The 23314-nt window shown below is 75.5% G+C and carries 22 protein-coding genes and 1 pseudogene; 8 read left to right on the forward strand and 15 right to left on the reverse strand.

From position 1 onward, the window contains the following. The first annotated feature begins 42 nt into the window (after positions 1 to 42). The 3 genes from ABEB09_RS29570 (at position 43) to ABEB09_RS29580 (ending at position 4396) form a co-directional block, all read left to right on the forward strand. Complete coding sequence (locus ABEB09_RS29570; RefSeq protein WP_345692969.1) at positions 43 to 1302, forward strand: geranylgeranyl reductase family protein; 1260 nt, start codon at positions 43 to 45, stop codon at positions 1300 to 1302. Between the two features lie 1160 nt (positions 1303 to 2462). Next, positions 2463 to 3734, forward strand: coding sequence for a sensor histidine kinase (locus ABEB09_RS29575; RefSeq protein ID WP_345692970.1), 1272 nt, complete (start codon positions 2463 to 2465; stop codon positions 3732 to 3734). Continuing rightward, the gene (locus ABEB09_RS29580) at positions 3731 to 4396 is read left to right on the forward strand and encodes a response regulator transcription factor (RefSeq protein WP_345692971.1); all 666 of its coding nucleotides are present in this window, start codon (positions 3731 to 3733) and stop codon (positions 4394 to 4396) included. Before ABEB09_RS29575 ends, ABEB09_RS29580 begins: the two co-directional genes overlap by 4 nt. Here the strand turns inward: ABEB09_RS29580 and ABEB09_RS29585 are convergent. From ABEB09_RS29585 to ABEB09_RS29605, 5 genes are all read right to left on the reverse strand, one after another. Next, positions 4357 to 4629, reverse strand: coding sequence for a DUF6332 family protein (locus ABEB09_RS29585; protein WP_345692972.1), 273 nt, complete (start codon positions 4627 to 4629; stop codon positions 4357 to 4359). The genes ABEB09_RS29580 and ABEB09_RS29585 overlap by 40 nt on opposite strands. Beyond that, entirely contained in the window at positions 4626 to 5378 is a 753-nt protein-coding gene (locus ABEB09_RS29590; protein ID WP_345692973.1) for a maleylpyruvate isomerase family mycothiol-dependent enzyme, read from the reverse strand. Before ABEB09_RS29590 ends, ABEB09_RS29585 begins: the two co-directional genes overlap by 4 nt. A gap of 103 nt (positions 5379 to 5481) precedes the next feature. Next, on the reverse strand, positions 5482 to 6720 hold the full coding sequence (locus ABEB09_RS29595; protein ID WP_345692974.1) for an MFS transporter: 1239 nt from the start codon (positions 6718 to 6720) through the stop codon (positions 5482 to 5484). 49 nt (positions 6721 to 6769) lie between these two features. Continuing rightward, positions 6770 to 7126, reverse strand: a complete 357-nt coding sequence (locus tag ABEB09_RS29600; RefSeq protein ID WP_345692975.1) for a DUF8129 domain-containing protein — start codon at positions 7124 to 7126, stop codon at positions 6770 to 6772. Further along, on the reverse strand, positions 7123 to 7794 hold the full coding sequence (locus tag ABEB09_RS29605) for an HhH-GDP family DNA glycosylase (RefSeq protein WP_345692976.1): 672 nt from the start codon (positions 7792 to 7794) through the stop codon (positions 7123 to 7125). Before ABEB09_RS29605 ends, ABEB09_RS29600 begins: the two co-directional genes overlap by 4 nt. 127 nt (positions 7795 to 7921) lie before the next feature. Here ABEB09_RS29605 and ABEB09_RS29610 point away from each other — a divergent pair, with 127 nt between their 5' ends. Beyond that, entirely contained in the window at positions 7922 to 9151 is a 1230-nt protein-coding gene (locus ABEB09_RS29610; protein WP_345692977.1) for an ROK family protein, read from the forward strand. A gap of 479 nt (positions 9152 to 9630) precedes the next feature. Further along, entirely contained in the window at positions 9631 to 10395 is a 765-nt protein-coding gene (locus ABEB09_RS29615) for an SAM-dependent methyltransferase (RefSeq protein WP_345692978.1), read from the forward strand. Here the strand turns inward: ABEB09_RS29615 and ABEB09_RS29620 are convergent. Both ABEB09_RS29620 and ABEB09_RS29625 read right to left on the reverse strand, forming a co-directional pair. Further along, entirely contained in the window at positions 10373 to 10960 is a 588-nt protein-coding gene (locus ABEB09_RS29620; RefSeq protein ID WP_345692979.1) for a DUF4865 family protein, read from the reverse strand. The two genes, ABEB09_RS29615 and ABEB09_RS29620, sit on opposite strands and share 23 nt — an antisense overlap. A 43-nt stretch (positions 10961 to 11003) precedes the next feature. Continuing rightward, positions 11004 to 11612, reverse strand: coding sequence for a TetR/AcrR family transcriptional regulator (locus tag ABEB09_RS29625; RefSeq protein WP_345692980.1), 609 nt, complete (start codon positions 11610 to 11612; stop codon positions 11004 to 11006). Positions 11613 to 11760: 148 nt separating this feature from the next. On the opposite strand from ABEB09_RS29625, the gene ABEB09_RS29630 reads away from it, so the two are divergent. Further along, positions 11761 to 12024 carry an SHOCT domain-containing protein gene (locus tag ABEB09_RS29630; protein ID WP_345692981.1) on the forward strand — a complete coding sequence of 88 codons (264 nt, stop codon included), beginning with the start codon at positions 11761 to 11763 and terminating at the stop codon, positions 12022 to 12024. A gap of 135 nt (positions 12025 to 12159) precedes the next feature. Here the strand turns inward: ABEB09_RS29630 and ABEB09_RS29635 are convergent, their stop codons facing one another. Next, a complete protein-coding gene (locus ABEB09_RS29635) occupies positions 12160 to 12714 on the reverse strand; it encodes an ATP-binding protein (protein ID WP_380841591.1) in 555 nt (184 codons plus the stop codon). Between the two features lie 343 nt (positions 12715 to 13057). After that, positions 13058 to 13351, reverse strand: a pseudogene (locus tag ABEB09_RS29640) (hypothetical protein); the annotation flags it as partial. Between the two features lie 239 nt (positions 13352 to 13590). On the opposite strand from ABEB09_RS29640, the gene cds1 reads away from it, so the two are divergent. Continuing rightward, positions 13591 to 14715: an L-cysteine desulfhydrase Cds1 gene (gene cds1, locus ABEB09_RS29645; protein WP_345692983.1), complete on the forward strand. Its 1125-nt coding sequence runs from the start codon at positions 13591 to 13593 to the stop codon at positions 14713 to 14715. Between the two features lie 27 nt (positions 14716 to 14742). Here cds1 and ABEB09_RS29650 read toward each other — a convergent pair whose 3' ends face one another. The 3 genes from ABEB09_RS29650 to ABEB09_RS29660 form a co-directional block, all read right to left on the reverse strand. After that, positions 14743 to 15231, reverse strand: a complete 489-nt coding sequence (locus tag ABEB09_RS29650; RefSeq protein ID WP_345692984.1) for an SRPBCC family protein — start codon at positions 15229 to 15231, stop codon at positions 14743 to 14745. A 91-nt stretch (positions 15232 to 15322) separates the two neighbouring features. Then, on the reverse strand, positions 15323 to 15769 hold the full coding sequence (locus ABEB09_RS29655; RefSeq protein WP_345692985.1) for an SRPBCC family protein: 447 nt from the start codon (positions 15767 to 15769) through the stop codon (positions 15323 to 15325). Next, positions 15766 to 16599, reverse strand: coding sequence for a DeoR/GlpR family DNA-binding transcription regulator (locus tag ABEB09_RS29660; RefSeq protein WP_345692986.1), 834 nt, complete (start codon positions 16597 to 16599; stop codon positions 15766 to 15768). The genes ABEB09_RS29655 and ABEB09_RS29660 overlap by 4 nt, the downstream gene beginning before the upstream one ends. A gap of 214 nt (positions 16600 to 16813) precedes the next feature. Between ABEB09_RS29660 and ABEB09_RS29665 the strand changes: the two genes are divergently transcribed. Then, a complete protein-coding gene (locus tag ABEB09_RS29665) occupies positions 16814 to 19249 on the forward strand; it encodes a hypothetical protein (protein WP_345692987.1) in 2436 nt (811 codons plus the stop codon). On the opposite strand, the gene ABEB09_RS29670 is transcribed toward ABEB09_RS29665, so the two are convergent. From ABEB09_RS29670 to ABEB09_RS29680, 3 genes are all read right to left on the reverse strand, one after another. Continuing rightward, the gene (locus ABEB09_RS29670; protein ID WP_345692988.1) at positions 19219 to 21615 is read right to left on the reverse strand and encodes a right-handed parallel beta-helix repeat-containing protein; all 2397 of its coding nucleotides are present in this window, start codon (positions 21613 to 21615) and stop codon (positions 19219 to 19221) included. The two genes, ABEB09_RS29665 and ABEB09_RS29670, sit on opposite strands and share 31 nt — an antisense overlap. Before the next feature lie 98 nt (positions 21616 to 21713). Next, on the reverse strand, positions 21714 to 22370 hold the full coding sequence (locus ABEB09_RS29675; RefSeq protein WP_380841583.1) for an Rv1733c family protein: 657 nt from the start codon (positions 22368 to 22370) through the stop codon (positions 21714 to 21716). A 44-nt stretch (positions 22371 to 22414) separates the two neighbouring features. Continuing rightward, positions 22415 to 23293, reverse strand: coding sequence for an MOSC domain-containing protein (locus ABEB09_RS29680; protein ID WP_345692989.1), 879 nt, complete (start codon positions 23291 to 23293; stop codon positions 22415 to 22417). Positions 23294 to 23314: the final 21 nt, after the last annotated feature.

A 23314-nucleotide genomic window follows, 5' to 3' on the forward strand; every position in this document is an offset into this window, starting at 1 on the left:
GAGAGCTTTGATCATGGGTCGGGATCGGGAGCGGAACACATCGTGAGCAGCGAACGCGTGTGGGATGTCGTCGTGGTCGGCGCAGGGCCGGCGGGAGCCTCCGCGGCCTACGCCGCGGCCGTCACGGGCCGCCGGGTGCTGCTCCTGGAGAAGGCCGAGCTGCCCCGCTACAAGACGTGCGGCGGAGGCATCATCGGCCCCTCGCGCGATGCGCTGCCGCCCGGCTTCGAGCTGCCGCTGCGGGACCGGGTGCACGCCGTCACGTTCTCGCTCAACGGCCGGTTCGCCCGCACCCGGCGCTCTCGCCGGATGCTGTTCGGGCTGATCAACCGGCCCGAGTTCGACGCCCGGCTGGTGGAGCACGCGCAGAAGGCGGGCGCCGAGCTGCGGACCGGGGCGACCGTGTCGCGGGTCGAGCAGCACGGTGCGGCGGTGCCGGACCGGCGTACGGTCGCGGTCGTCCTCGCGGACGGGGAGACGATCCTGGCCCGGGCCGTCGTCGGCGCGGACGGCAGCGCCAGCCGTATAGGGGCACACGTCGGGGTCAAGCTGGACCAGGTGGACCTGGGCCTGGAGTCGGAGATCCCGGTTCCGCCGGCGGTCGCGGAGGACTGGGCGGGGCGCGTGCTCATCGACTGGGGGCCGATGCCGGGCAGTTACGGCTGGGTGTTCCCCAAGGGCGACACGCTGACCGTCGGGGTGATCTCGGCGCGCGGCGAAGGCGCCGCGACCAAGCGCTACCTGGACGACTTCGTCGCCCGGCTGGGGCTGGCCGGGTTCGAGCCGGCGATCTCGTCGGGGCATCTCACCCGCTGCCGCAGCGACGACTCGCCCCTGTCGCGCGGGCGTGTGCTGGTGTGCGGGGACGCGGCCGGGCTGCTGGAGCCGTGGACCCGCGAGGGGATCTCGTTCGCGCTGCGTTCCGGGCGGCTGGCGGGGGAGTGGGCGGTACGGATCGCCGAGGCGCACGACGCGGTCGACGCCCGCAGGCAGGCGCTGAACTACGCGTTCGCCATCAAGGCCGGGCTGGGCGTGGAGATGGCCGTCGGGCGGCGGATGCACGCCGTGTTCGCGCGGCGGCCGGCGCTGCTGCACGCGGCGGTCACCGGGCTGCGGCCCGCGTGGCGGGTCTTCACGGACATCACGCGCGGGGCGACGACGCTGGCCGGCATGGTGCGGACGAGCGCGGTGGCCCGACGGGCCCTGGAGACCCTGGACCGCAGGCAGCCGGCGGCAGCGGAGGAACCACGTCCGGAGCAGCCGGAGCAGCCTGAGCCGCCGGAGCGGCAGGCCCGGCCGTAACCGGAGGGTCAGGCGTGACCGCACGCGTGGCCGCCCCCCTCTGCGGCGCAGAGCCTCGCCCGGGTCCGGGCACGCTTGCGCCGCCGCCGGACCGCGGGCACCGGAAGTGGCCGCCCGACGCCTGCGGCGCCAAGCCCCCACCTGGCGCCCTCGGCCCTCCGGTCCCCACCCGTCCTCGGCGCCTGGCCCCGTACAGGAGGGCGGGAGGCCCGCGCCGACGCGACGCCGACGCCGTCCGTCCCGCTGCCGCCGTCGCTCGTCCCCTTACCGGGGCCGTTCGTACGACCATTGCTGGGGCCCCCGGCGTACCCCGCGCCGCGTACCGCCCGGCGCTGCGCCCGCGATCCGCAGTCAGGCCCGTCGGCGCGACCCACATTCGTACGGCCGTTGCCGGGCCCCCGGCGTACCCCGCCGCGTGTCGCCCGGTGCCGCGCCCGCGGATCCGCAGTCAGGCCCTCCGGCGCGCCCACATTCGTACGACCGTTGCCGGGGCTCCCGGCGTACCCCGCCGCGTGCCGCCCGGCGCTGCGCCCGCGCATCCGCAGCCAGGCCCGCCCGCGCGCCCACATTCGTACGACTGTTGCCGGGGCCCACCGGCGTACCCCGCCGCGTGCCGCCCGGCGCCGCGCCCGGATCCGCAGTCAGGCCCGTCGGCGCGACCCACATTCGTACGGCCGTTGCCGGGGCTCCCGGCGTGCCCCGCCGCGTACCGCCCGGCGCTGCGCCCGCGGATCCGCAGCCAGGCCCGCCCGCGCGCCCACATTCGTACGACTGTTGCCGGGGCTCCCGGCGTACCCCGCCGCGTGCCGCCCGGCGCCGCGCCCGCGGATCCGCAGTCAGGTCCGCCGGCGCCCCCACAGCCGAGGCGCGCTGCGTACCCGCACACGAGACCTCGGGCCCCACACGCCCCGCCCGCGCACCTGTTTCCGGTCCCCCCGACGCACCGCAGCGGGGGACCGCCCCGGACCCGGGGCTCGGCCGCCGCCCACCGCTTCCGGGGGCGCCCCCGGTGACCCGTGGCCAGTCCGGCCGAGGCGCCGCGGACGAGCCCTGCCCGCGTACCCGCAGCCGGCACCTCGTCCCCGTACTCCCACGGGAGTAGCCGCGACCACCACATTCGGTTGACGACCCGCCCCTCCGTCCGCGTCTAGCGTGGCTGCATGGACCAGGACCGGACGAGACCCCGCCCCGAGGGCCCGCGCCACGGCGGGGTGGCCGATGTGCGGTGTCCCGGTGGCGGGGGCGGCTGGGGGCCGCCGCGCTGGGTGGGACGGTGGGGGCGCGGCCAGGGCGGCGGTCGTCCGCCCTGGCGGTCGAGCGCCGCGGTGACGGTCTTCGTGCTCGTCGGCACCTCCTTCGCCGCCCAGGGGCAGCCCGAGCGCATGCCCGTCGACGTCCTCGCGCGCGTGCTCCTGGTCGCCGGGGGCGCGCTGCTCCTGCTGCGCCACCGCCACCCCGCCGCCACGGTGCTCGGCGTCGCCGCGCTCAGCCTGGTGTACTTCGGCGCCGGATATCCGTACGGGCCGGTCTTCCTCACGGTCGTGGTCGCCGTGTTCGCCGCCGTCGTCGCCGGGCACCGCCGTGCCGCCTGGTGGGCGCTCGGCCTGCTGTGGGGCGGGCACCTCCTGCTCGTCCACTGGCTCTACCGGTACCTCCCGCCGGAGGGGGACACCGCCGCCCCGTGGGCCCAGGAGCTGCCCGTCCTCGCGTTCGCCGCAGCCACCCTCGCCGCGGCCGAAGTCGCCCGCGTACGCAGCGAGCAGTGGGCCCGCGAGCGCGCCGAACGGGCCGCCGCCCAGCAGCGCCGCGCCGGAGAGGAACGGCTCCGCATCGCGCGCGAGCTGCATGACGTGCTCGCCCACTCGCTCGCCGTCATCAACGTCCAGGCGGGCGTCGGGCTCGCTCTCCTCGACTCCGACCCCGAGCAGGCCCGCACCGCGCTCACCACCATCAAGGCCGCCAGCAAGGAGGCGCTCGGCGAGGTCCGCCAGGTCCTTGACACCCTCCGCGCCCCCGGCGAACCGCCCCGCGCCCCCGCTCCCGGCCTGGACCGCCTCCCCGAGCTCGTCGCGCAGGCCGCCGACGCGGGCCTCACCGTCGAGGTGGCCACGCAGGGCCCTGCCCGCACCCTCCCGCCCGGCGCCGACCTCGCCGCGTTCCGCATCGTCCAGGAGGCGCTGACCAACGTCGTACGGCACTCCGGCTCCCGCACCGCCCGCGTACGCCTCGCCCACGCGCCCGGCCGCCTCGACCTGTGGATCGACGACGACGGTCCGGCCACCGGCACGGACGCGGGCGGCAGCGGCAACGGGCTGGCGGGGATGCGCGAGCGCGCCGCCGCACTCGGTGGCACGATCGAGGCGGGCACGCGCCCGGACGGCGGCTTCCGGGTGCACGCCGAACTACCGCTCACCGACAGGGGGAACCCGTGATCCGCGTCGTGCTCGCCGACGACCAGTCCCTCGTACGGGCCGGGTTCCGGGCCCTGCTCGACGCCCAGCCGGACATCGAGGTCGCGGGTGAGGCCGCCGACGGCGACGAGGCCGTCGCCCGGGTCCGCGAACTGCGCCCGGACGTGGCCCTGATGGACATCCGCATGCCGGTCCTGGACGGCCTGGCCGCCACGCGCCGGATCACCGACGATGCGGACCTGAACGGGGTCAAGGTCGTCATGCTGACCACCTTCGAACTCGACGAGTACGTCTTCGAGGCGATCCGCTCCGGCGCCTCCGGCTTCCTCGTCAAGGACACCGAGCCCGACGAACTGCTGCGCGCGGTGCGGGCGGTGGTGGCCGGCGACGCGCTGCTGTCGCCGGGCGTCACGCGCCGCCTCATCGCCGAGTTCGCGGCCCGCTCCAAGGCCCCGGCCCGGGCCGCCGCCCTGGAGGGCCTGACCGAGCGGGAGCGGGAGGTCATGGCCCTCGTCGGGATGGGCCTGTCCAACGAGGACATCGCCCGCCGCCTCGTCGTCAGCCCGCTCACCGCGAAGACCCACGTGAGCCGGACGATGGTGAAGCTGGGCGCGCGCGACCGCGCCCAACTCGTCGTTCTCGCCTACGAGTCCGGGCTCGTGCGCCCCGGCTGGCTCGGCTGAGCGACGGGTGGCGCGAACCGCCACAGCGCCCGCGCCACCCGTACGACGAAGCCCACCGCGGCCACCGCCGACGCGGCGACCAGCACGACGTCCCGGGCCGTGCCGTGCAGCCCGAACACCGGAACGGGCGCGCCGACCAGGCAGAACAGCGCAGCCGCCAGCAGGGCGGCCGTGCCGAGCGCGTACCCGGTCTGCACGGTGACCGCGTCGCGGCGCACCCGGTCGCGTGTCACCAGGTGACCGCCGAGGTCTCCCGCCACAGATGCGCCAGGCGGTCCTCGCCCGACACGGCGACCGCGGGCGTCCCGATCGGGAGCCGGTTCCACAGCGTGAGGTACAGCGCCTCCGCCGGGCCGCTCAGCTCGCAGTCGGCCGGCCCGTCGTCCGAGCGCGTCGTACGCGGCGCCTCCGCCGACAGCCGTACGGTCCACGCGTCACCGGTGTCCGTGGCCCGCACCCGCAGGGTGCCCGGCCGGCCCGTGCGGACTCGGCTCTTGTCACGGCCGTGGAAGCCGCACAGCAGCTCGTCGACGCCGTCGGCGGCGAGTCCGGGACCGACCGGGGAGCGGCCGGCCACCAGCCCGAGCGCGGACTCGGCGTCGACCCGGTGCACGGTCGTCTCGTGGGCCTGGCGCCGCGCCCAGAACGCCAGTGGCGAGGGCGCCGGCAGGAACGTCCAGCACTCCAGCGTGTCGGGCGCCTCGGTCAGCGCCGTCACGAGACGGTCGTGGCCGCGCCGGAACCACTCCAGCAGGGCCTCGCCGTCGAGGTCCGGCTCACCGGAACCGGGGCGGTAGGAGGTGTGGCCCTCCACCACGAACGAGGTCGCCCAGCGGTGCACCATGCCGGTGTGCCTCAGCAGGTCCCGGACCCGCCAGCCCGGGCAGGTCCGCACCTCCGCGTCCTCTCCGGCCTCTTCGGCGGCCTCGGCCAGCAACTGGCCCTCGCGGACGAGGTACTTGATGTGCTCGGCAGTCTCCATGGCGGAATTCTGCCAGCGCGACGCGCCTTTCGTCCGTGGTGATCCGCACGGGTCACCCGGTGCGGCACCCGGTGATGCGGTCCGGGACGAGGGGCGCTGTACCTCAGGCTGCCCCTGCGGTCCGGGCGTGGCGCGTGCGTGGGGCGACCACCGCGATCACCGACGCGCCCGCCGCGAGGGCCGCGACCGTGGTCAGGGCGGTCGGCAGGGAGGACCAGTCGGCCAGGAAGCCGATCGCCGGCGGGCCGAGCAGCATGCCGCCGTAGCCGAGCGTGGACGCGGCCGCCACGCCGGCGGGGCCGGCCAGGGCGCCCGCCCTGTCCACCGCGACCGGGAAGATGTTCGCCAGCCCCAGACCGGTCACCGCGAAGCCGAGGAGCGCCGCCCACACGTCCGGCGCGAGCGCGCCCAGCAGCATGCCGGCCGCCGCGGTCGCGCCGCCCACCGCGAGGGTGCGGGTCCGGCCGAGGCGTTCCAGCAGGGCCGTACCGGACAGCCGTCCCGCGGTCATGGCGAGGGCGAAGAGGGAGTAGCCCGCCGCCGCGACACCGGGGTGCGCGCCGAGGTCCTGCGCGAGGTGCAGGGCGCCCCAGTCGGCGAGCGCGCCCTCGCCGTACGCGGTGCACAGGGCGATCACGCCGAAGACGGTGACCAGGCGCCGCGTCCTGCGGTCCATGCGCCGCGGTCCCGCCGGCCGGGCCGCGCGCAGGGACTCCGGCGGCGCGGGGGAGGGGTGCCGCAGCAGGACGGGACCGGCGGCGGCCGTCAGCAGCAGTCCGGTGACGGTGAGGCCCAGCAGGTGGGCGGTCGGGGACAGGCCGCCCGCGACGAGGCCGCCGAGGCCCGCGCCGAGCATGCCGCCGAGGCTGAACGCGGCGTGGAAGGACGGCATGACCGGGCGCCGCAGGGCCGCGACCAGGTCGACGGCGGCGCTGTTCATGCCGACGTTGATGGCGCCGTACGCCGTGCCGAAGACGAGCAGGACGGCGCCGAGCGCGAGCGCCGAGTGGGTCAGCGGGGGCAGCGCGATGCTCAGCGACAGCAGGACACCGGCCGCGACGGTGACGGCGTGGCTGCCGTAGCGGCGGCACAGCCGCCCGGTCAGGGTCATGGTGACGACGGCGCCGGCGGACACGCCGAGCAGCGCGAGACCGAGGTCGCTGGAGGAGGCCCCGGTCTGCTGCTTGATGGCGGGGATACGGACGACCCAGCCGGCGAAGAGGAAGCCGTCGAGGGCGAAGAACAGGGTCAGGGCGGTACGGAGACGGGACAGGGAGCGCGCGGCGGGGTCTCCGCCGGCGCTGCCCCGAGCGGCCGTCGCTGTTTTGTTTAGTAGCGGCACAAACTCAGGATAGGGCCTCGCGGAGGCCGCCTACAACCGGCCGTGCGCCTCAGATCGTGCGGTCGCCCTTCGGCTTGCCCCGCTGGTCCGGTGTGCCGTGCGGCGGCGGGCTGGACGGCTCCGGCGACGTCGCCGGCGACACGTGCGAACCGCCCCTGGCGGGTCCGGGCTGCTCGGGCCGGAAGCCCCGGGGGTCGCCGCCGGACGGCGTGGCGCCCTCGTCCAGCCGGCGCTTGCGGGACTCCAGGATCTGTACGACGTTGGCGCGGTCCGCGTGCTCGTGCTCGTAGCGCAACAGCCGGTCGACGTCGTCGGCGCCCAGTGACCGGATGCGGTGCTCCAGCGTGCCGACGGGCAGCTGGTCGAAGTCGGGCAGCGGCAGTCCGCTGCGCTCGGAGCTGGTCATCCCTTTCCTCCCTGGTGATGGGACCTGACGTCCTCCACGACATGGCGGTCGAGCGCGGCACGCACGAGGGCGGCCGCCAGGGACGGCAGTTCCTTCCGGTTCACGAGCCCGGCCAGCCGGTCTGGGTCCTTGGGCAGCCCCAGCCGCTCCGCGCCCTTCAGCGCCCGGTCGTCCAGATACGGCGAGAGCCGGGGCCACACGGCCTGCGCCTCGCGCAGGAAGATGTCCGCACCGGCGGGCCCGATGCCCGGCACCTCCTCCAGCAGCTCCCGCAGCCGGTCCGGGTCGTCGCCCGCCTCGGCGTGCAGCCGCCGCAGGTCGCCGCCCCACTCGTCGAGCACCAGCTCGGCGGCCTTGCCGAGCTGCGTCGACGTCCGCTCGTCGTAGCGGCGGTAACCGCCCTCGCCGAGCGCGTCCACCCGCTCCTGCCAGGACGCGTCCTTCATGTGCCGGGCGTCGCGCATCCCCGCGTCGAACAGGGCCCGCGCCGCCGCCACGGCCGTACCCGCCCGGATCCTGGCGCTCAGCAGATGCGCCAGCACCAGGAGCTGGTACAGCGGCTGAGGGGTGTCCTTCAGCCGGATCCCCGCCTCGTCGGCGTACGTGCGGCCGTGGTCGGCGAGCAGTTCGCGCACCGTCGTCCGGGCTTCCTCGTCCGAGGGCGACATGGCACCTCCCGCACCGTTCCGCGCTGTTGTGCCGTCCCCGCCACCGCTGCCCGCAGTACCCGTGGAGGGACGCCCGAAACAGCACGCGACGACCGGCGTGCGGCTGGATCATGGGACACTCGCCACCATGAACGGCAAGGCGACGACGACCCGGACACGGCTGGACAGGGGCCGCAGCGCGCTCGGTCCCGCGCTGGAACTGGTGCACACGGGCCGGGCGCCCACCCGTGCCGTCCTCACCGCCGAGCTGGGCGTCACCCGCGCCACCGCCGGGGCCGTCGCCGCCGAACTCGAAGCGCTCGGCCTCATCCGCGTCGACTCCAGCCCCGGCGCCGGCGCCGGCTCCCAGGGCCGCCCGTCCCACCGGCTGACCGTGGACGAGAACGGGCCCGTCGCCCTCGCCGCACAGGTCCACGCGGACGGCTTCCGCGCCGCCCTCGTCGGTCTCGGCGGGCGCATCGTGGCCACCGCGCCCGGCTGCGTCGAGGTGACCGCCGATCCGGCCCAGGTGCTCGAAGCCGTCGTGGAGGCGGGCGCCCGGCTGCTGCGCGAGAGCGGCCGCCGCTGCGTCGGCGCGGGCCTCGCCGTGCCCTCCGCCGTCGCCGAGCCCGAGGGCACCGCGCTGAATCCACTGCACCTGGCCTGGCCCGCGGGCGCACCGGTACGGGACGTCTTCGCCGACCGCGTACGGGCCGCCGGCATCGAAGGACCCGCCTTCACCGGCAACGACGTGAACCTCGCCGCCCTCGCCGAGCACCGCCACGGCGCCGGCCGCGGCGCCCAGCACCTGCTGTGCGTCGCCACCGGGCACCGCGGCGTCGGCGGCGCCCTCGTCCTCGACGGGCGGCTGCACACCGGCAGCTCGGGCCTGGCCCTGGAGGTCGGCCATCTGACGGTGAACCCCGAGGGCGGCCGCCCGTGCCACTGCGGCAGCCGCGGCTGCCTGGACGTCGAGGCCGACCCGCTGGCCTTCCTCACCACCGCCGGGCGCGCCCCGGGCCCCGAGGTCTCCCTGCTCCAGCAGGCGCGCGACCTCCTCCGCGACGAGGGCGACGACCCGGGCGTCCGGGCCGCCACCGAGGAGCTGATCGACCGGCTCGGCCTGGGCCTCGCCGGTCTCGTCAACATCCTCAACCCGGACCGGATCATCCTCGGCGGACTGCACCGCGAACTCCTCGCCGCCGACCCCGAGCGCCTCCGCGCCGTCGTCGCCGACCGCAGCCTGTGGGGCCGCAGCGGCGGCGTGCCGATCCTCGGCTGCACGCTCTCGCACAACAGCCTCGCGGGTGCGGCGGAACTGGCCTGGCAGCCGGTCCTGGACGACCCACTCGCAGCCCTGGGCCGCAGGGCGGCCTGACCCGCCCTCCGGCCCGGCCCGGGTCCGGGCGGGCCCGTCGGGCGCCGGCCCCGGCACGGGCGTCGGCCCCGGCGTCGGCCCAGCTCCGGCCGGGCCGTCGGCCTTCGGTATCGCCCCGAGCTCGCCCGGGCGCCGGCCCCGGCGTCGCCCCCTCTCCGGTACCCGGCTGTCGCCCTGCAGGTTTTTGCGCCGGCGCCGGCGCCGCACCCGGTCCACCACTGGCTGCGGCGTGCGCAGCCCCCGGTCTGCACAGGCGCCGGCGCCGGGCCAGGTCTCGGCGCCTCCTCCTTGGCTTCGGCCCCGGCCCGGCTCGGCGTCCCCGCCTGCTTCGGCCGCCGGAGCCTCCCCATCGGCCATGCCCCTGCCCCGCCCCCGGCCCCGGACTGGCTTCGGCCCGCCGTCACCCGCCGCGGGCCCGCCTGTCCCAAGCGGCTGAAATCGCTGTCAGTGGCGCGTGGAGGGAACTAAGGTTCGGCTCCATGACCGAAGTCGATCTTCCTCCGCGTCTCACCCATCTCACCTTCCACGGGCCGCTGTCCGAGGCCCGGGCCGGGCGGCTTGTCGGGCGGCTCGCCGCCACCCGGCCCGCCACCGTGCTCGACATCGGCTGCGGCTGGGGCGAGTTCCTGCTGCGGGTTCTGGAGTCCGCTCCCGGTGCCACCGGCGTGGGCGTGGACATCCAGGCCGAGGACCTCGCCCGCGGCCGGGACCTGGCCAAGGAACGCGACCTGGCCGACCGGGTCACGTTCGTCGAGGAGTCCGCCCTCGGCTCGACCCGCGGCCCCGCCGACGTGGTGCTCTGCATGGGCTCCAGCCAGGCGCTGTGCGACCCCGAGGGCCCGCACGACGTCGGCGCCGCCCTGCGGGAGCTGCGGCGGCTGGTGGCGCCGGGCGGCCGGGTGCTCCTCGGCGAGGGGTTCTGGCAGCGCGTGCCCACCCCCGAGGAGCTGGCGCGGATGTGGCCCGGCGCCCACGAGGGCGACCACCTGCCGCTCGGCGCGCTCGTGGACCTGGCCGTCGACGCGGGGTTCCGCCCGGCGTGGATCGAGACCGCGAACGCCGACGAGTGGGAGGAGTTCGAGTCCGGCTACCGCCACGACGTGGAGCTGTGGCTCGCCGCCCACCCGGGCCACCCGGCCGCCGCAGAGACCCGCCTGGGCGTCGACCGGCAGCGCGCCACCTGGCTGAACGGCTACCGCGACATCCTCGGCATCGCCTACCTCACGCTCGTACCGGTCGGCTGACCCGCAGGGACGGGCGGTGCGGCTGGGACAGGTGCAGCACCTGGAACACCTCGCCCTCGCCCCGCGGCGCCTCACCGGCCCACAGGCTGAAGGTGACCACCTCCCAGTGGCGCGGGTCGACGGCCGCCGCGGCCGCCACCATGCCGGCCGTCCCCGCCAGCCGCTCGACGCCCGCGACGGCCCGGGCCACCGCCGCCGAGGGCGCCTCGCCCTCGGGGACCGGTGCCCGGTGCCGTACGGCCTCCACGGGCGCGGCCGCCGCCGACGGGCCCTCCTCGTACGCGACGCCCGCACAGTGGCGCACCTCGGGCCGCCCGAAGTCGTCCACGATGCCCTGGAATCCGGGGCCCCACAGGAAATCGTGCATGCCCTCGGGCGCGGCCCACAGGTAGAACGGCGCGTACTGGTTCACCGGTGAGCCGTCGGCCCGTTCCCGTATCAGATACGCCTTCAGGCCGAGTCCGCCGAAGTCGTCCAGGAGGTGGCCCCGGGTGGCCACCCGGCGCCGGATGACGGCCATGTCGTAGTCGGCGGGCAGGGTGATCTCGTACTGCATCGCGTGCAAGGGTTCGCTCCTCGGGTGGTGTGCGTTCGTGCGGCGGTACGTCTCACTCGGTCCTGGAGAGATCGGTGGCGGCGCCGACGCGCCGCGCCCGCAGCAGCTCCAGCAGCCCCGCGATCGCCGTGTCGAAGGCCGCCGCGGAGCCGGAGGCACGGGCCAGCACGTAGCCGCCCTGGAGCGTGGCCACGACGGTGGCCGCCGTCCGGCCCGGGTCCAGCGCCCCGTCGAACTCCCCGCCCTCCACGCCCTCCCGGACCAGGGCGGCGAGCCGCCCGCGCAGCCAGTCCAGGGTCTCGTCGACCGGCGCGCGCAGCGTGTCGCTCGCGACGACGTCCGGGTCCATGGTCAGCCGCCCGACCGGACAGCCGCGCAGCACGTCGCGCTCCCGCAGCAGATACGCCTCGATGCGCGCGTACGCGGACCCGTCGCCGTCCAGCACTCGCGCGGCGGCCGCGCGCATCTCCTCGGCGGTGCGGCGGATGGCCGCCAGCGCCAGGTCCGGCTTGCCGCGGAAGTGGTGGTACATGCTGCCCTGCCCCGCGCCGGCGAGCCGCTGCACGGCCTTGGGGCTCGTCCCCACGTAGCCGCGCTCCCACAGCAGCTCGCGCGTCGCCTCGATCAGTCGCTCCGGAGTGGTCATACGGCGACTGTACATACCAGTAGGTACAGAATCCATCCTCCGCAGCGCGATGGCCGGCAGCGCGATACTCCTCGGGGCGTACGACCGGTGTCGCTGCCGGTACGACGACGCGGACACCCCCGCCGCGCGAGGCTCGGAGCAACCCGACTGGAGGTGGACCGAGATGAACACTCTCGCGCACGACGGGCCCGGCCCGTGGATCCTGCTCTTCCCCCTGTTCTGGGCGGCCGTCGCCGTCACCGTGGTGACCCTGCTGCGCCGCACGGGCCGGCTGGGACACCGCCGGGGCGCGGCGCGTCCCGGCCGCGACGACGACCGGTCGCCGATCGCCCTGCTGGGCCGGCGCTTCGCGGCGGGGGAGATCGACGAGGACGAGTACTGGCGCCGTCTCTCCGTCCTCGACGAACAGTTCGGCCGACCGGTCTGACCCCGCCCCGCACAGGGCGAGTTGACCACCGCGGCCACCGCGGCCACCGCGACGGGCCGCGGCCGCCACGACCGGTCGACCGACGCCGTGCCGCGGGGCCGGCTGCCCGTCCTGGACGGGCACCCGGCCCCGGGGTCAGCCGGCGACCGCCGACCTCGCGGGGGCCGTGCCCCGCAGCGGGTCCGCCTGATCCTCCGCCGTGCCGAACGGCACCGGTTCCGTGAACGGGCCCGTGGTGGCGGCGCCGTAGGCCGGGAGGGGCGACAGCGGCACGGGCGACGCGCCCGGCGCGGGGAGCGTGAACCAGACGACCTTCCCCGACTCGCCCTGCGGGCGGGCGCCCCAACTCTCGCTCACCGCCTCTATCAGGGCGAGGCCGCGCCCCGACGTGGCCAACGGGTCGCCGGCCCCCGGCTCGCGGTCGAGCGTGGGCAGACGCGGGTCGTGGTCATGGACGGAGACGGTCAGCCGGTCGAGCAGGAACGCGATCTCCACCGTGCAGACCTTGTCCGGCTGAGCATGCTGGTGAACGTTGGTCAGCAGCTCGGTGACACCGAGTGCCGCTTTCTCGATCAGACAATCGAGGTTCCAGTAGCGCAGTTGCGCCGACACAATCCTGCGGACCTGACCGATCCGCGACGGCAGGGCCTGGAGCTCTACCGTGCACTGCCTGCTGCTTGCCTGGCTGATCACGGCTGCGACTCCCCGAAGTAGGTCCGGAAGAAGACGAAGGATCGGGATCCAGTGGATGGCTGGCTCATGCTCCGGCGGGCTGGATCACAGCGTCACCGCAGATTCACACTGAGTGATGTCAATCCAGCGTGGACCAGCCGTGACCGCTTCGCAACTCGCGGCAACCGATGCCCCGTCAGTCCCGGTTGCCACCCGCCTTGCGGAGAGCCTCGAGGAACCGCGCCGCCAGCCCCCGAGCGTCCGGCGCGGAGGACTGCCCCGAGGGGTCCGCCGCAAGCGACTTCCGCGACTCCCGCGGCACCGGCGCCGGCGCCGGTCCGGCCGCCGTACCGTACAGCGCCCCCGGCGAAGCACCCCGCGAACGCCGCACCGCCCCCGGACCGCCGCGCTCACGCTGGCCCATCGTCAGCCGGTACCGCGTGCCGTTCACCGTCGCCACGGCCGCGTCCGGCGCCGCGCCGAACCACGGCCGGCCCGCCCGCACCGTGGCGACCGGAGCGCTGTCGATCTCCCGTCCGTTGCTGGTCAGCAGCGCCAGCCGGCCGTCCTCGATACGGACCTCCCCGGCCCGCGTCAACGACCGCGGCCACCGCTCGATCCGTACGCCCGTGGCGCTGAATTCGGGTTCAGTCATCGTCTGCCGCCCCCTTCGCACCGGTTCTGCCGGTCAGTCTGCACAACGACCCGCGTGCACACCAGTGCGCACGCGGTGCACAGGACGGAGCACGGCACAGCAACCGCGCGCGGCGCGCCCTGCAAGGCGGGCCTATGGGGCATCAAAGTCATCGTTTGTGCAGGTGAGGGAGGTATGTTCGGTTCAGGGACAGGTGGGGGTCACAGCGCGCGAGGCGTGCGGAACGAGGAGTGGGACGCGTGAGCACCGTGGAGAAGCGAGAGCCGGCAGTGACGGTCGACGTCGACCGCAGCGACCCGGAGTACCGGGCGTGGCTGAAGGAAGCCGTCCGCAAGGTCCAGGCGGACGCCAACCGGTCCGCCGACACGCACCTCCTGCGGTTCCCGCTGCCCGAGCAGTGGGGCATCGACCTGTACCTGAAGGACGAGTCGACGCACCCCACCGGCAGCCTCAAGCACCGCCTCGCCCGCTCCCTCTTCCTGTACGGCCTCTGCAACGGCTGGATCCGTCCCGGCAAGCCCGTCATCGAGGCGTCCAGCGGCTCGACCGCCGTGTCCGAGGCGTACTTCGCGCGTCTCATCGGCGTGCCGTTCATCGCCGTCATGCCGCGCACCACCAGCCCGGAGAAGATCCGGCTCATCGAATTCCACGGCGGCCAGTGCCACTTCGTCGACGACCCGCGCCGCATGTACGAGGAGTCCGCCGCGCTCGCCACGGCCACCGGCGGCCACTACATGGACCAGTTCACCTACGCGGAGCGGGCCACCGACTGGCGCGGCAACAACAACATCGCCGAATCCGTCTACCAGCAGATGCGCCTGGAGCGGTACCCGGAACCCGCGTGGATCGTCGCCACGGCCGGCACCGGCGGCACCTCGGCGACCATCGCCCGCTACGTGCGCTACATGCAGTACGACACCCGGCTCTGCGTCCCGGACCCGGAGAACTCCTGCTTCTTCGACGGCTGGGTCAACGACGACCCCCGGGCGGCGAGCGACTGCGGCTCCCGCATCGAGGGCATCGGGCGGCCCCGGATGGAGCCCAGCTTCGTGCCCGGCGCCATCGACCGGATGATGAAGGTCCCGGACGCGGCCAGCATCGCCGCCGTACGGGCCCTGGAGAACGCGATCGGACGCAAGGCCGGCGGCTCCACCGGCACCGGGCTGTGGAGCGCTTTGAAGATCGTCGCCGAGATGGTGGCCGAGGGCCGCACCGGCAGCGTCGTTACGCTCATCTGCGACCCGGGGGAGCGGTACCTGGACAAGTACTACTCGGACGCCTGGCTCGCCGAACAGGGCCTGGACATCGCCCCGTACAGCGCGACCCTCGACGAGTTCCTCGCCACCGGCATCTGGACCGACTGAGCCACGCCAGGGCGGGTGTTCGTGCGGCTACGCGGCCGGGGACGCCGTCAGCCTCCGCTCCAGGGCGCGCATGGCGTCCCGGAACGACCGCCCCACACCGGGCCGGGCGAGGCGCAGCGTCCACCGCAGCGCCGCCGCCCCGTCGGCCGCCATGGTCCACCCGACCCGGGTCCCCGCGCCGTCCCCGGCGGGCGACAGCGCCCACTCCTCCAACAGGGCAGCCACGCCCGGGGCGTTGGTCTCCTCGACCCGGTACGTGTAACAGCGGCCGGGGTCGGCCACCAGGATCCGTTCCCGGAACACCACCCCGCCCCGCAGCCGTACCTCCCGGGCCGCGCCGCCGTCCAGCGGCGTGGCGGCGGCCACCGCGGCGAACCACGACGGCGTGTCGGCCGTCTCCTCGGCGATCGCCCGGTACACCGCGCCGGGCGGCGCCGCCACCTCCGTCGCGAAGACCAGGCGCACCGGCGCCGATGCCAGGAAACCGGGATCCACGGGCCGTAAGCGGTGTGCCATGGGACCGCACCTCCAGCTGGACGCGACCAAATCGGCTGCGCACCAAGTTAGCTGACGTTCCGTCATGTGCAACCGGCCGACGTCCTGCCCGCTACGCGACGCCCCCGAGCAGCCGGTCCACCTCACGGCCGAACACCCACCGCGCCGCGTGGTTCAGCAGCGGGTCGCACCAGCGCGGCACGCCCCGCACCCGCAGCTCCTCCACCCACGTCACGCGGGCACCCGAGCCCTCCGCGCGTACCGTGATCTCGGCCGCGCCGAGCACCACCCGGCCCTCCTTCTCCAGCCGGCACACGCCCGCGGCCGACCCGCCGGTCCCCGGCGGCTCCCACCGCACCACCCGCATCGGGTCGTCGAAGCCCAGCCGCCCCAGCCCCGTCCGCGCGGTGAACCGTGTCCCCGCGCCGGTCGGGCCGGCCGTCAGCACCGTCACGCGCGTCAGCGGAACCCCCGCGCCGTGCGCGCCCCAGTCCGTGACCCTGCGCCACGCCTCCGCCACCGGCAGAGGTGTGCCCCGCTCCACGCGGAAGACCGTCACGCCCCGCCCTCGTCGCCGCCCGCGACGACCAGGCCCGGCACGTACTCCGCCATCTCGGCCCGGACGTCCTCCGACACGCCCGCGTCCGTCACCAGCGTGTCGACCTCCTCCAGCCGCGCGAAGGAACTCAGCGCCACCTTGCCCCACTTGGTGTGGTCGGCCACCACGACCACGCGCCGCGCCGAGCGGATCAGCCGCCGGTTCGTCTCCGCCTCCGCCAGGTTCGGCGTGGAGAGCCCCGCCTCCACCGAGACGCCGTGCACCCCGAGGAACAGCACGTCGAAGTGGAGCGAGCCGATCGCCTGGTCGGCCACCGGACCCACCAGCGCGTCCGACGGGGTCCGCACCCCGCCCGTCAGCACCACCGTCGCCGAACCCGGCTGCGGCGCGCCGCCCGGACCGGCGCCCTGCGCCGTGTGGAACACATCGGCGACCCGCACCGAGTTCGTCACCACCGTCAGGTCCGGCACGTCGAGCAGCCGCTGCGCCACCGCGTACGTGGTCGTGCCCCCGGACAGGGCGATCGCGCTGCCCGGCGCCACCATCGCGGCCGCGGCCCGCGCGATCTCCTCCTTCGCCCCCGGCTCCAGCGCCGACTTGGCCTCGAAGCCCGGCTCGTGCGTCCGCGCGTCCGACACCGGAACGGCACCGCCGTGCACCTTCTCGATGACGCCCTGGCGCGCCAGCGCGTCCAGGTCACGGCGCACGGTCATGTCGGAGACGTTCAGCTTGCGGGTGAGTTCGTTGACCCGCGCCCCGCCGCGCCGCCTCACCTCGTCCAGGATCAAGGCGCGCCGCTGCTCCGCGAGGAGGTTCTGGTTGTCGCTCACCGCTGGGGCCGGTCCTTCCGTGTCGGGTGGTCCTCGTGTCGTGGGCGTCGACGCCGCCGGCCACGCGTGCTCATCCTGCCACGTGCTTCACATCGGGTGACGGCGGGGAGATTACGTGAGAGCCGTGCGGCGGACCGCCGCGACCGGCCACGCTGACCGCACCCCCGCCGCACCTCCAGGCCGCACACCCCTGCCGCAGAGAGCGAGCACCCAAGTGTCCCCAGCCACACCGGAGCCGGCCCCGCCGGAGCCGGACGTCCCGGAGCCGGCCGCACGGGAGCCGAGAAACCCCGGAGCCGCGCTCGAACTCCTCGTCCACGGCGTCGGCGGGGCCACCCCGCACGGCATGCTCGACGACCCGCGCACCGTCCGGGTCACCGGCGACGGGACGGCCGCCATGTACCGCAGGGCCGACGACGTCGACGCCGAGAGCGAACCCGACCGGTTCCGCGACGGCCCGGTCCCCGAGGCGTACTGCTGGTCCAACCTCACCTCCGGCAACGGCGCCCGCGCCCTGTGGCTGCTCCTCCTGCCGTTCATGGTGGCCAACCTCGCGCACTGGATGCGCCCGCCCACGCTCGGCCACATCCGCTCCGCCCGCCTCTACGGGGTCCTGGTCCGGCTCGTCGCGCTCACCCTGACCGTGCTGCTCACCGCCGCCGCCTGTGAGGTCGCGCTCGACCTCACGGCCTGGCAGTGCGCCGGCTCCGCCGCCTGCAGCCGCGACCGCTCCTGGCTGGGCTTCCTGTCCGCCGCGCAGGGCGGCTGGTGGTCGCAGCCCGGGCGCCGCCTCGCCGTCGCCGCCGTCGTCCCCACCGCCCTGGTCGCCCTCCTGTGGTACCTGTCCAACCGGACCTGGAGCGCGTACGAGGCGCAGCGCCCGCCCCGCGGCGACGACGAGGCCGAACCCCGGCCCGCCCCCGGCGACACCCGGGCCGGGCTGCGCCCCGTGCTCGGCCGCCCCGGCTTCTGGTACGGCCGCCGGCTGGTCGCCCGGCTGCGGGCCGCCCACACCGCCGCCGGCGTCCTCACCGTCGCCGCGGCCGTCGCCGGCGCCGCCGCACGCCACGACCGCGGCGCCGACAGCACCCTGCGCGCCGTGCTCGGCTCGGTCATCGAAGCCGCGCTGGTCGCCGGCGCCCTCGTCGTGGTGTGGGTGGTGTGCCGCCGCGGCCGCAGCGAGCGGCGCCTCGACAACCGGCTCGACCGGGCCCTGGTCACCTGGCTGCCCGGATCCGCCGTCGCCCTCCTCGTCGTCGCCGTGCTGTACGCGGGCTGGTCGCGGCCCGGCTGGCGCTCCGAGGGCTCCCTGCCCGGTGACGTGACCTTCCGGGTGATCGCCCTCGCTCAGGGCGTCCTCGTCCTCGCCCTGGCCGTCGTCGCCCTGCGCCTCTACCGGCGCGCCCCGCATACCCGTACCGCCCTGCACGGCCTCGCGGGGCCCGCCGTCGCCATGCTGGCCTGCGCGCTCGGCGGCGTCATGACCGGCGGCGTCGCCCAGCGGGTCGCCGACTGGCTCGACGGGCCCGGTACGCCCGGCACCGGCCGCGGCCCGATCGAGGGGCCGCCCGTGCTGCTCAGCTGGCAGGCCGCCGTCATCCCCGTCCTCCTGGTCGTGGTGCTCGTCCCGGCGCTCTACCTGGTGGCCCGTACCGCGATCACCGCCCGCCGCCTCGCCCGCGTCGTCGAGGCCGAGTACGCCGGCGAGCAGCCCGACCCGGTCCGCACCCGCCGCATCGCCCGCGTCCGCGCGACGGCCGCCCTCACCGACCGCGCGCCCGGCCTGGTCGGCCTGGTCTCGGGCGCCACCCTGCTGCTCGGCGCGGGCGCCGTCCTCGGGGCGTGGCTGAGCGGAAAGGTGCCCGGCGAGGCGTTCGGCGACGGGGCGCTCGTGGACGGCGCCGCCGAGGCCGCCCAGTCGCTCGGCTCCTGGCTGGTCGGCCTGGGCTTCATACTGTTCGTCACCTGGGGCCGCCGTGCCTACCGCGATGCCTCCGCGCGGCGCACCATCGGCATCCTGTGGGACGTCGGCACGTTCTGGCCGCGCGCCGCCCACCCCTTCGCCCCGCCCTGCTACGCCGAGCGGGCCGTGCCCGACCTCACCTGGCGCATGGCCTCCTGGACCGGCCGCACGGGCGGACGGCTCGTCATCTCCGGCCACTCCCAGGGCAGCGTCCTCGCGGCGGCCGCCCTCTGGCAGCTGCCTCCCGGCACCCGCCGCCGCGTCGCCCTCCTCACGTACGGCTCCCCGCTGGAGCGGCTGTACGGCCGCTGGTTCCCCGCCTACTTCGGCCCCGGCCCGCTCACCGCCCTCCACCGCGAGGTGCACGCCTGGCGCAACCTCTACCGCCGCACCGACCCGATAGGCGGCCCCGTCGGCGTGCCCCCCGAGAACGACAGGCCCGAGGTCGACCACAAGGCGCTGCTCGACCCGGTCGTGTACGGGCGCACCGACGACCATCCGCTGCCCGAGCCGATCCTTGGCCACTCCGACTACCAGGCCGACCCGGTGTTCGCGCGGGAGCGCGCCGCCCTCCTCGACCGGCTCCCGCCGGCCCTGCCCCTGCCCGTACCGCGGCAGCGCGAGGGCGGCCCCGACGACACCGACGGCAGCGCCCCTCAGGGCAGCTCGGGCAGGTCCTCCGGGTAGAGCAGGGTCAGGTCGTCGGTGCTCGCCCCGGCGAGCCCGGCGACCCGCCCCGCGTGCCGCTCCACCATCGACTCGAACGTCTGGCGCGCGGTACGGCCGTTGCCGAAGGCGGGCCCCTTGGGCAGCTCCTCGAAGTACTTCCGCAGCGCCTCCGCCGTGCCCGCGCCCAGCCGGTACTCGTGCTCCTCGGCCTGCTGCTCCACGATCCTCAGCAGTTCGCCCGGCACGTAGTCGGGGAACTCGATCGTCCGTGAGAACCGGGACGCGACACCCGGATTCACCGTCAGGAACCGCTGCATCTCCGCCGTGTACCCGGCGACGATCACCACCACCGCGTCCCGGTGGTCCTCCATCAGCTTCACCAGCGTGTCGATCGCCTCACGCCCGAAGTCCCGCCCCGAGTCCTCCGGCGACAGCGCGTACGCCTCGTCGATGAACAGCACGCCGCCGCGCGCCCGGTCGAACGCCTCCTGCGTACGGATCGCCGTCGACCCGATGTGCTCGCCCACCAGGTCCACCCGGGACACCTCCACCAAGTGGCCCCGCTCCAGCACGCCGAGGGACGCCAGGATCTCCCCGTAGAGCCGCGCCACCGTCGTCTTGCCGGTGCCCGGGTTGCCGGTGAACACCAGGTGGCGGCGGACGGACGCCGCCTTGAGCCCGGCCTCCTGCCGCCTGCGGCCCACCTCGATCATGTTGGTGAGCGTGCGGACCTCCCGCTTCACGTTCTCCAGACCCACCAGCGCGTCCAGCTCGCCCAGCACGTCGTCCGAGGCCCGCGCCACCGGGGCGGCCACCACGGCGACGGGTGGTGCGGCCTGGGCGGGCACCGTCTGCGTCGCCGTCAGGAGCGGACCGGCCGGCGCGGCGGGGGAGAGGGACTCCGTACGGGACGGCACCCCGCTCTCGTCGCTCGTGCAGTCCTCCGCGACCGGGCCCTCGTCGCCCAGTTCGTAGCCGCCGCGCGCGCACCGCTCCGTACGGCACCGCCGCAGCGCCGTACGGCAGCCGTCCATCACATGGAAGCCGTAGCCGCCGCTGCCCGAGACGCGGCAGCCGTCGAACGTGCCGCGGCCCTCGGCCGACACGTAGAAACCCGCCTCCGCCGGCGAGGTGACCGTGCACCGCTCCACCGTCGGGTCGGCGCCCTTGCTGACGATGACACCCGTCTGCACCCCGTCGAACGTGCAGTTCGCGAGGGTGCCGCCGCTGCCGTGGTCGCGGAACCAGGCACCCGTGGCGGTCTCCCGGACGCGGCAGTCGTCCAGTTGGGCCGTCGCCCCGTCGCTCACGGACACCGCCGTGTTGCGCACCTGCGCCAGGTCGCTGTCCACCACGTCGACCCGCGAACCGCGGTCGAGGACGAACAGGGCGTCCGGCACGTCGTGCACCCGGCAGGAGTCGAGCACGGCGGTCGCCCCGTCGCTCACCCACACCGCCGGGTAGTCGCCCGTACTGTCGTGGATCTCGCACTGGTTGGCGTCGACGCGGGTCCCCGGGTCCCACACCGAGAGCCCGTTGCGGCCGAACCGCCGGACCTTCGACCGGGTCAGCGTCAGCACCGACCGGGACCGCAGGTCGACCGCGTTCTCCGGGACGTCGTGGATGTCGCAGTCGGACAGCGTCAGCACCGCGTCCGTGTCGAGCGTGATCCCGTCCGCCGACGTGCGGTGCACGGACGAGTCCGTCAGGTGCGCGGTGGCCCGCCCGGCGATCCGCACGCCGCTGCCCTTGATCTCGTACACCTCGCAGCCGAGGGCCTCCAGGCCGCTGTTCTCACCCGTCACGGACAGGCCCGCGCCCGACGCGTGGTGGATCCGGCACCGCTCCAGCCGCGGATGGCCGCCGCCGCTCACCGCGACGCCCGCCTGTCCGGCCGCGACGATCTCGCACTCCTCGAACACCCCGCCCGCGCCGTCCAGCACACCGATGCCGACGCCCGCGGGGTTGTCGATCGTGCACCGCCGCACGGTGGGCCGGGCCGCACCCCGCACCTCCAGCCCCGACGCCGAACGCGTCACGATCCGCAGGTCCAACAGCTCCGGCGTACCGTCCTCGACCAGCAGCGCGGGCGCCGCCGCGTCCTGCCCCTCGACGTACAGGTCCTGCACCGTCGCCGAGGCGCGCACGGTCAGCGGCACCCCGTCGGCCGGGGCGATCCGCACCGGGCCGGCCGCGCCGTCCGCCCCGCGCAGTGTCACCGCCCGCCGCAGGACCAGGTTCTCGCGGTACGTGCCCGGGGAGACGGTGAGGACGTCGCCGTCACCCGCGGCCTCCAGAGCTGCGGCGAGGGAGCCGTACTCGCCCGTGCGGCGCCGCCACCGCGACGTTCCGGTGTGCGTCACCTGGACCGTGCCCTGTGCCATGGTGCTGCTCTGCCCCCACCTCGTGCGCTCGCCGCGCACCGCTCGCTGCGGAACCCGTCGCACCACCGTAGCGCGCGCGAGGAGGGCGAGTTGCCCGGTCAGCCACCCGCGCCGGTGCGGCCCCAGTCGGGTCCGGCCGCCGCCCACGCCCGGTCCAGACGCGCGTACCGCCGCTGCGTCAGCCGCCATACGACGAGCCGCCGCGCGCCCTCGACGAGCGCCGCAGCGGTGGCGGCCGCGCCCGCCCCGGCCAGGACGGCGTGCTCGCGCGCCGTGTCCGGGCCGAGCGGCCTGGTGACGGGCCGTCCCCGTACGTCGGTCCAGAGGGTGAGCGTGTCACCCGGCTCCGCGGTCTCCCGCGAGACGGTCACCGTGCCGGTGCGGTGGCTGCCGTCGGGTGCCGTCCAGCGTGCCGTGACCGGGCCCCGCAGTTGCTGTTCGGCGGTCTCGGCCCGGGCCGGCAGCGCCGACCGGGCGGCCGGGGCGGGGCCGACGACCTGGGCGGTGACCGTGTGCCGCTGTTCCTGCTGGAGCCGGGCCGAGCGCTGGAGCGACGCGTCGGCCGCACCGCCGACCAGCAGCCCCGCGAGCGGAGCGCCGACACAGAGCAGCAGCAGCGCGACGAACGCCACCCAGGCCTCGACGAGATCGGTGGTACGGCACAGCGCGTTGTGCCGCCAGCGCCGCAGTCCGGCGGCCGTGGACACCAGTCCGGTGGCCGTGGGCACCGGCGCCACCCCCTTCCTGTCCTTCACCGTCACGGTGGTCCGGACCGGCCGGGTTCCCAGCGGCCCGCGCGCTATGCGCCCGCCGGCTCCCCGGGCTCCCGGGCGGCGAGCACCGTGACCGGGTCGCCCACCTTCAGGGTGCCGGTGGACTCCGGGACGAGGTTCTGCCCGAACACGACCTTGTTGCCGAAGCGGCGGTGCCGCGTGAGTGTCCGCAGCGGTTCCTTGCCGCGCTCGGCCGTGCGCTGGTCGGTGGTCGTCACGACACAGCGCCCGCACGGCTTGGCGACCCGGAAGGTGACCTCGCCGATGGCGATGCGCGTCCACCGGTCCTCCTCCCACGGGGCCGTGCCGTCGACGACGACGGTGGGCCGGAAGCGCTCCATGGGCAGCGGCCCCTCCTCCGCGTGGTCGCCCCGCGCGATCAGGGAGTTGAGCGCCGCCAGCGAGGCGGTCGTGGTGATCAGCAGGGGGTAGCCGTCCGCGAAGGTGACGGTCTCGCCCGGCAGGGCGTGCGCGGGGTCGACGGCGCGTCGGGTCGCCGGGTCGTCCATGTGCACCAGACGCACCTCGGCGTCCAGGTGGCCGCCGAACCAGGCGTCCGCCGCGGGGTCGGCGGGCACCGCCTCGACCTTGGTGCCGAAGATGTCCACCACCGTCGTGCCGACGGCCACGGGGTCGGGCACGGCCACGGTCAGCGGTGCCCGGCCGGGTGCCCCCACACGGATGCCCCCGCCGGGCAGCAGCTCGGCGCGCGCCAGGGCGAGCCGCACGAACTGACGCTGCGTCACCGCCTTCCCCGCCGTGTCGACGAGCATCCAGCGGCGGTCCCCGGCGAGGCCCCAGGGCTCGACGACCGCCCGAGCGGGCGAGAAGCCCCCGAGGGCCTTCACCGGGTGGATGTGCAGAGAACTCAGGACAGGGTTCGGCGTGACCTCTTCGCTCGGCATGGCGCCATCCTGCCAGGAGCC

Source organism: Streptomyces coeruleoprunus (assembly GCF_039542925.1).
GTDB lineage: Bacteria > Actinomycetota > Actinomycetes > Streptomycetales > Streptomycetaceae > Streptomyces > Streptomyces coeruleoprunus.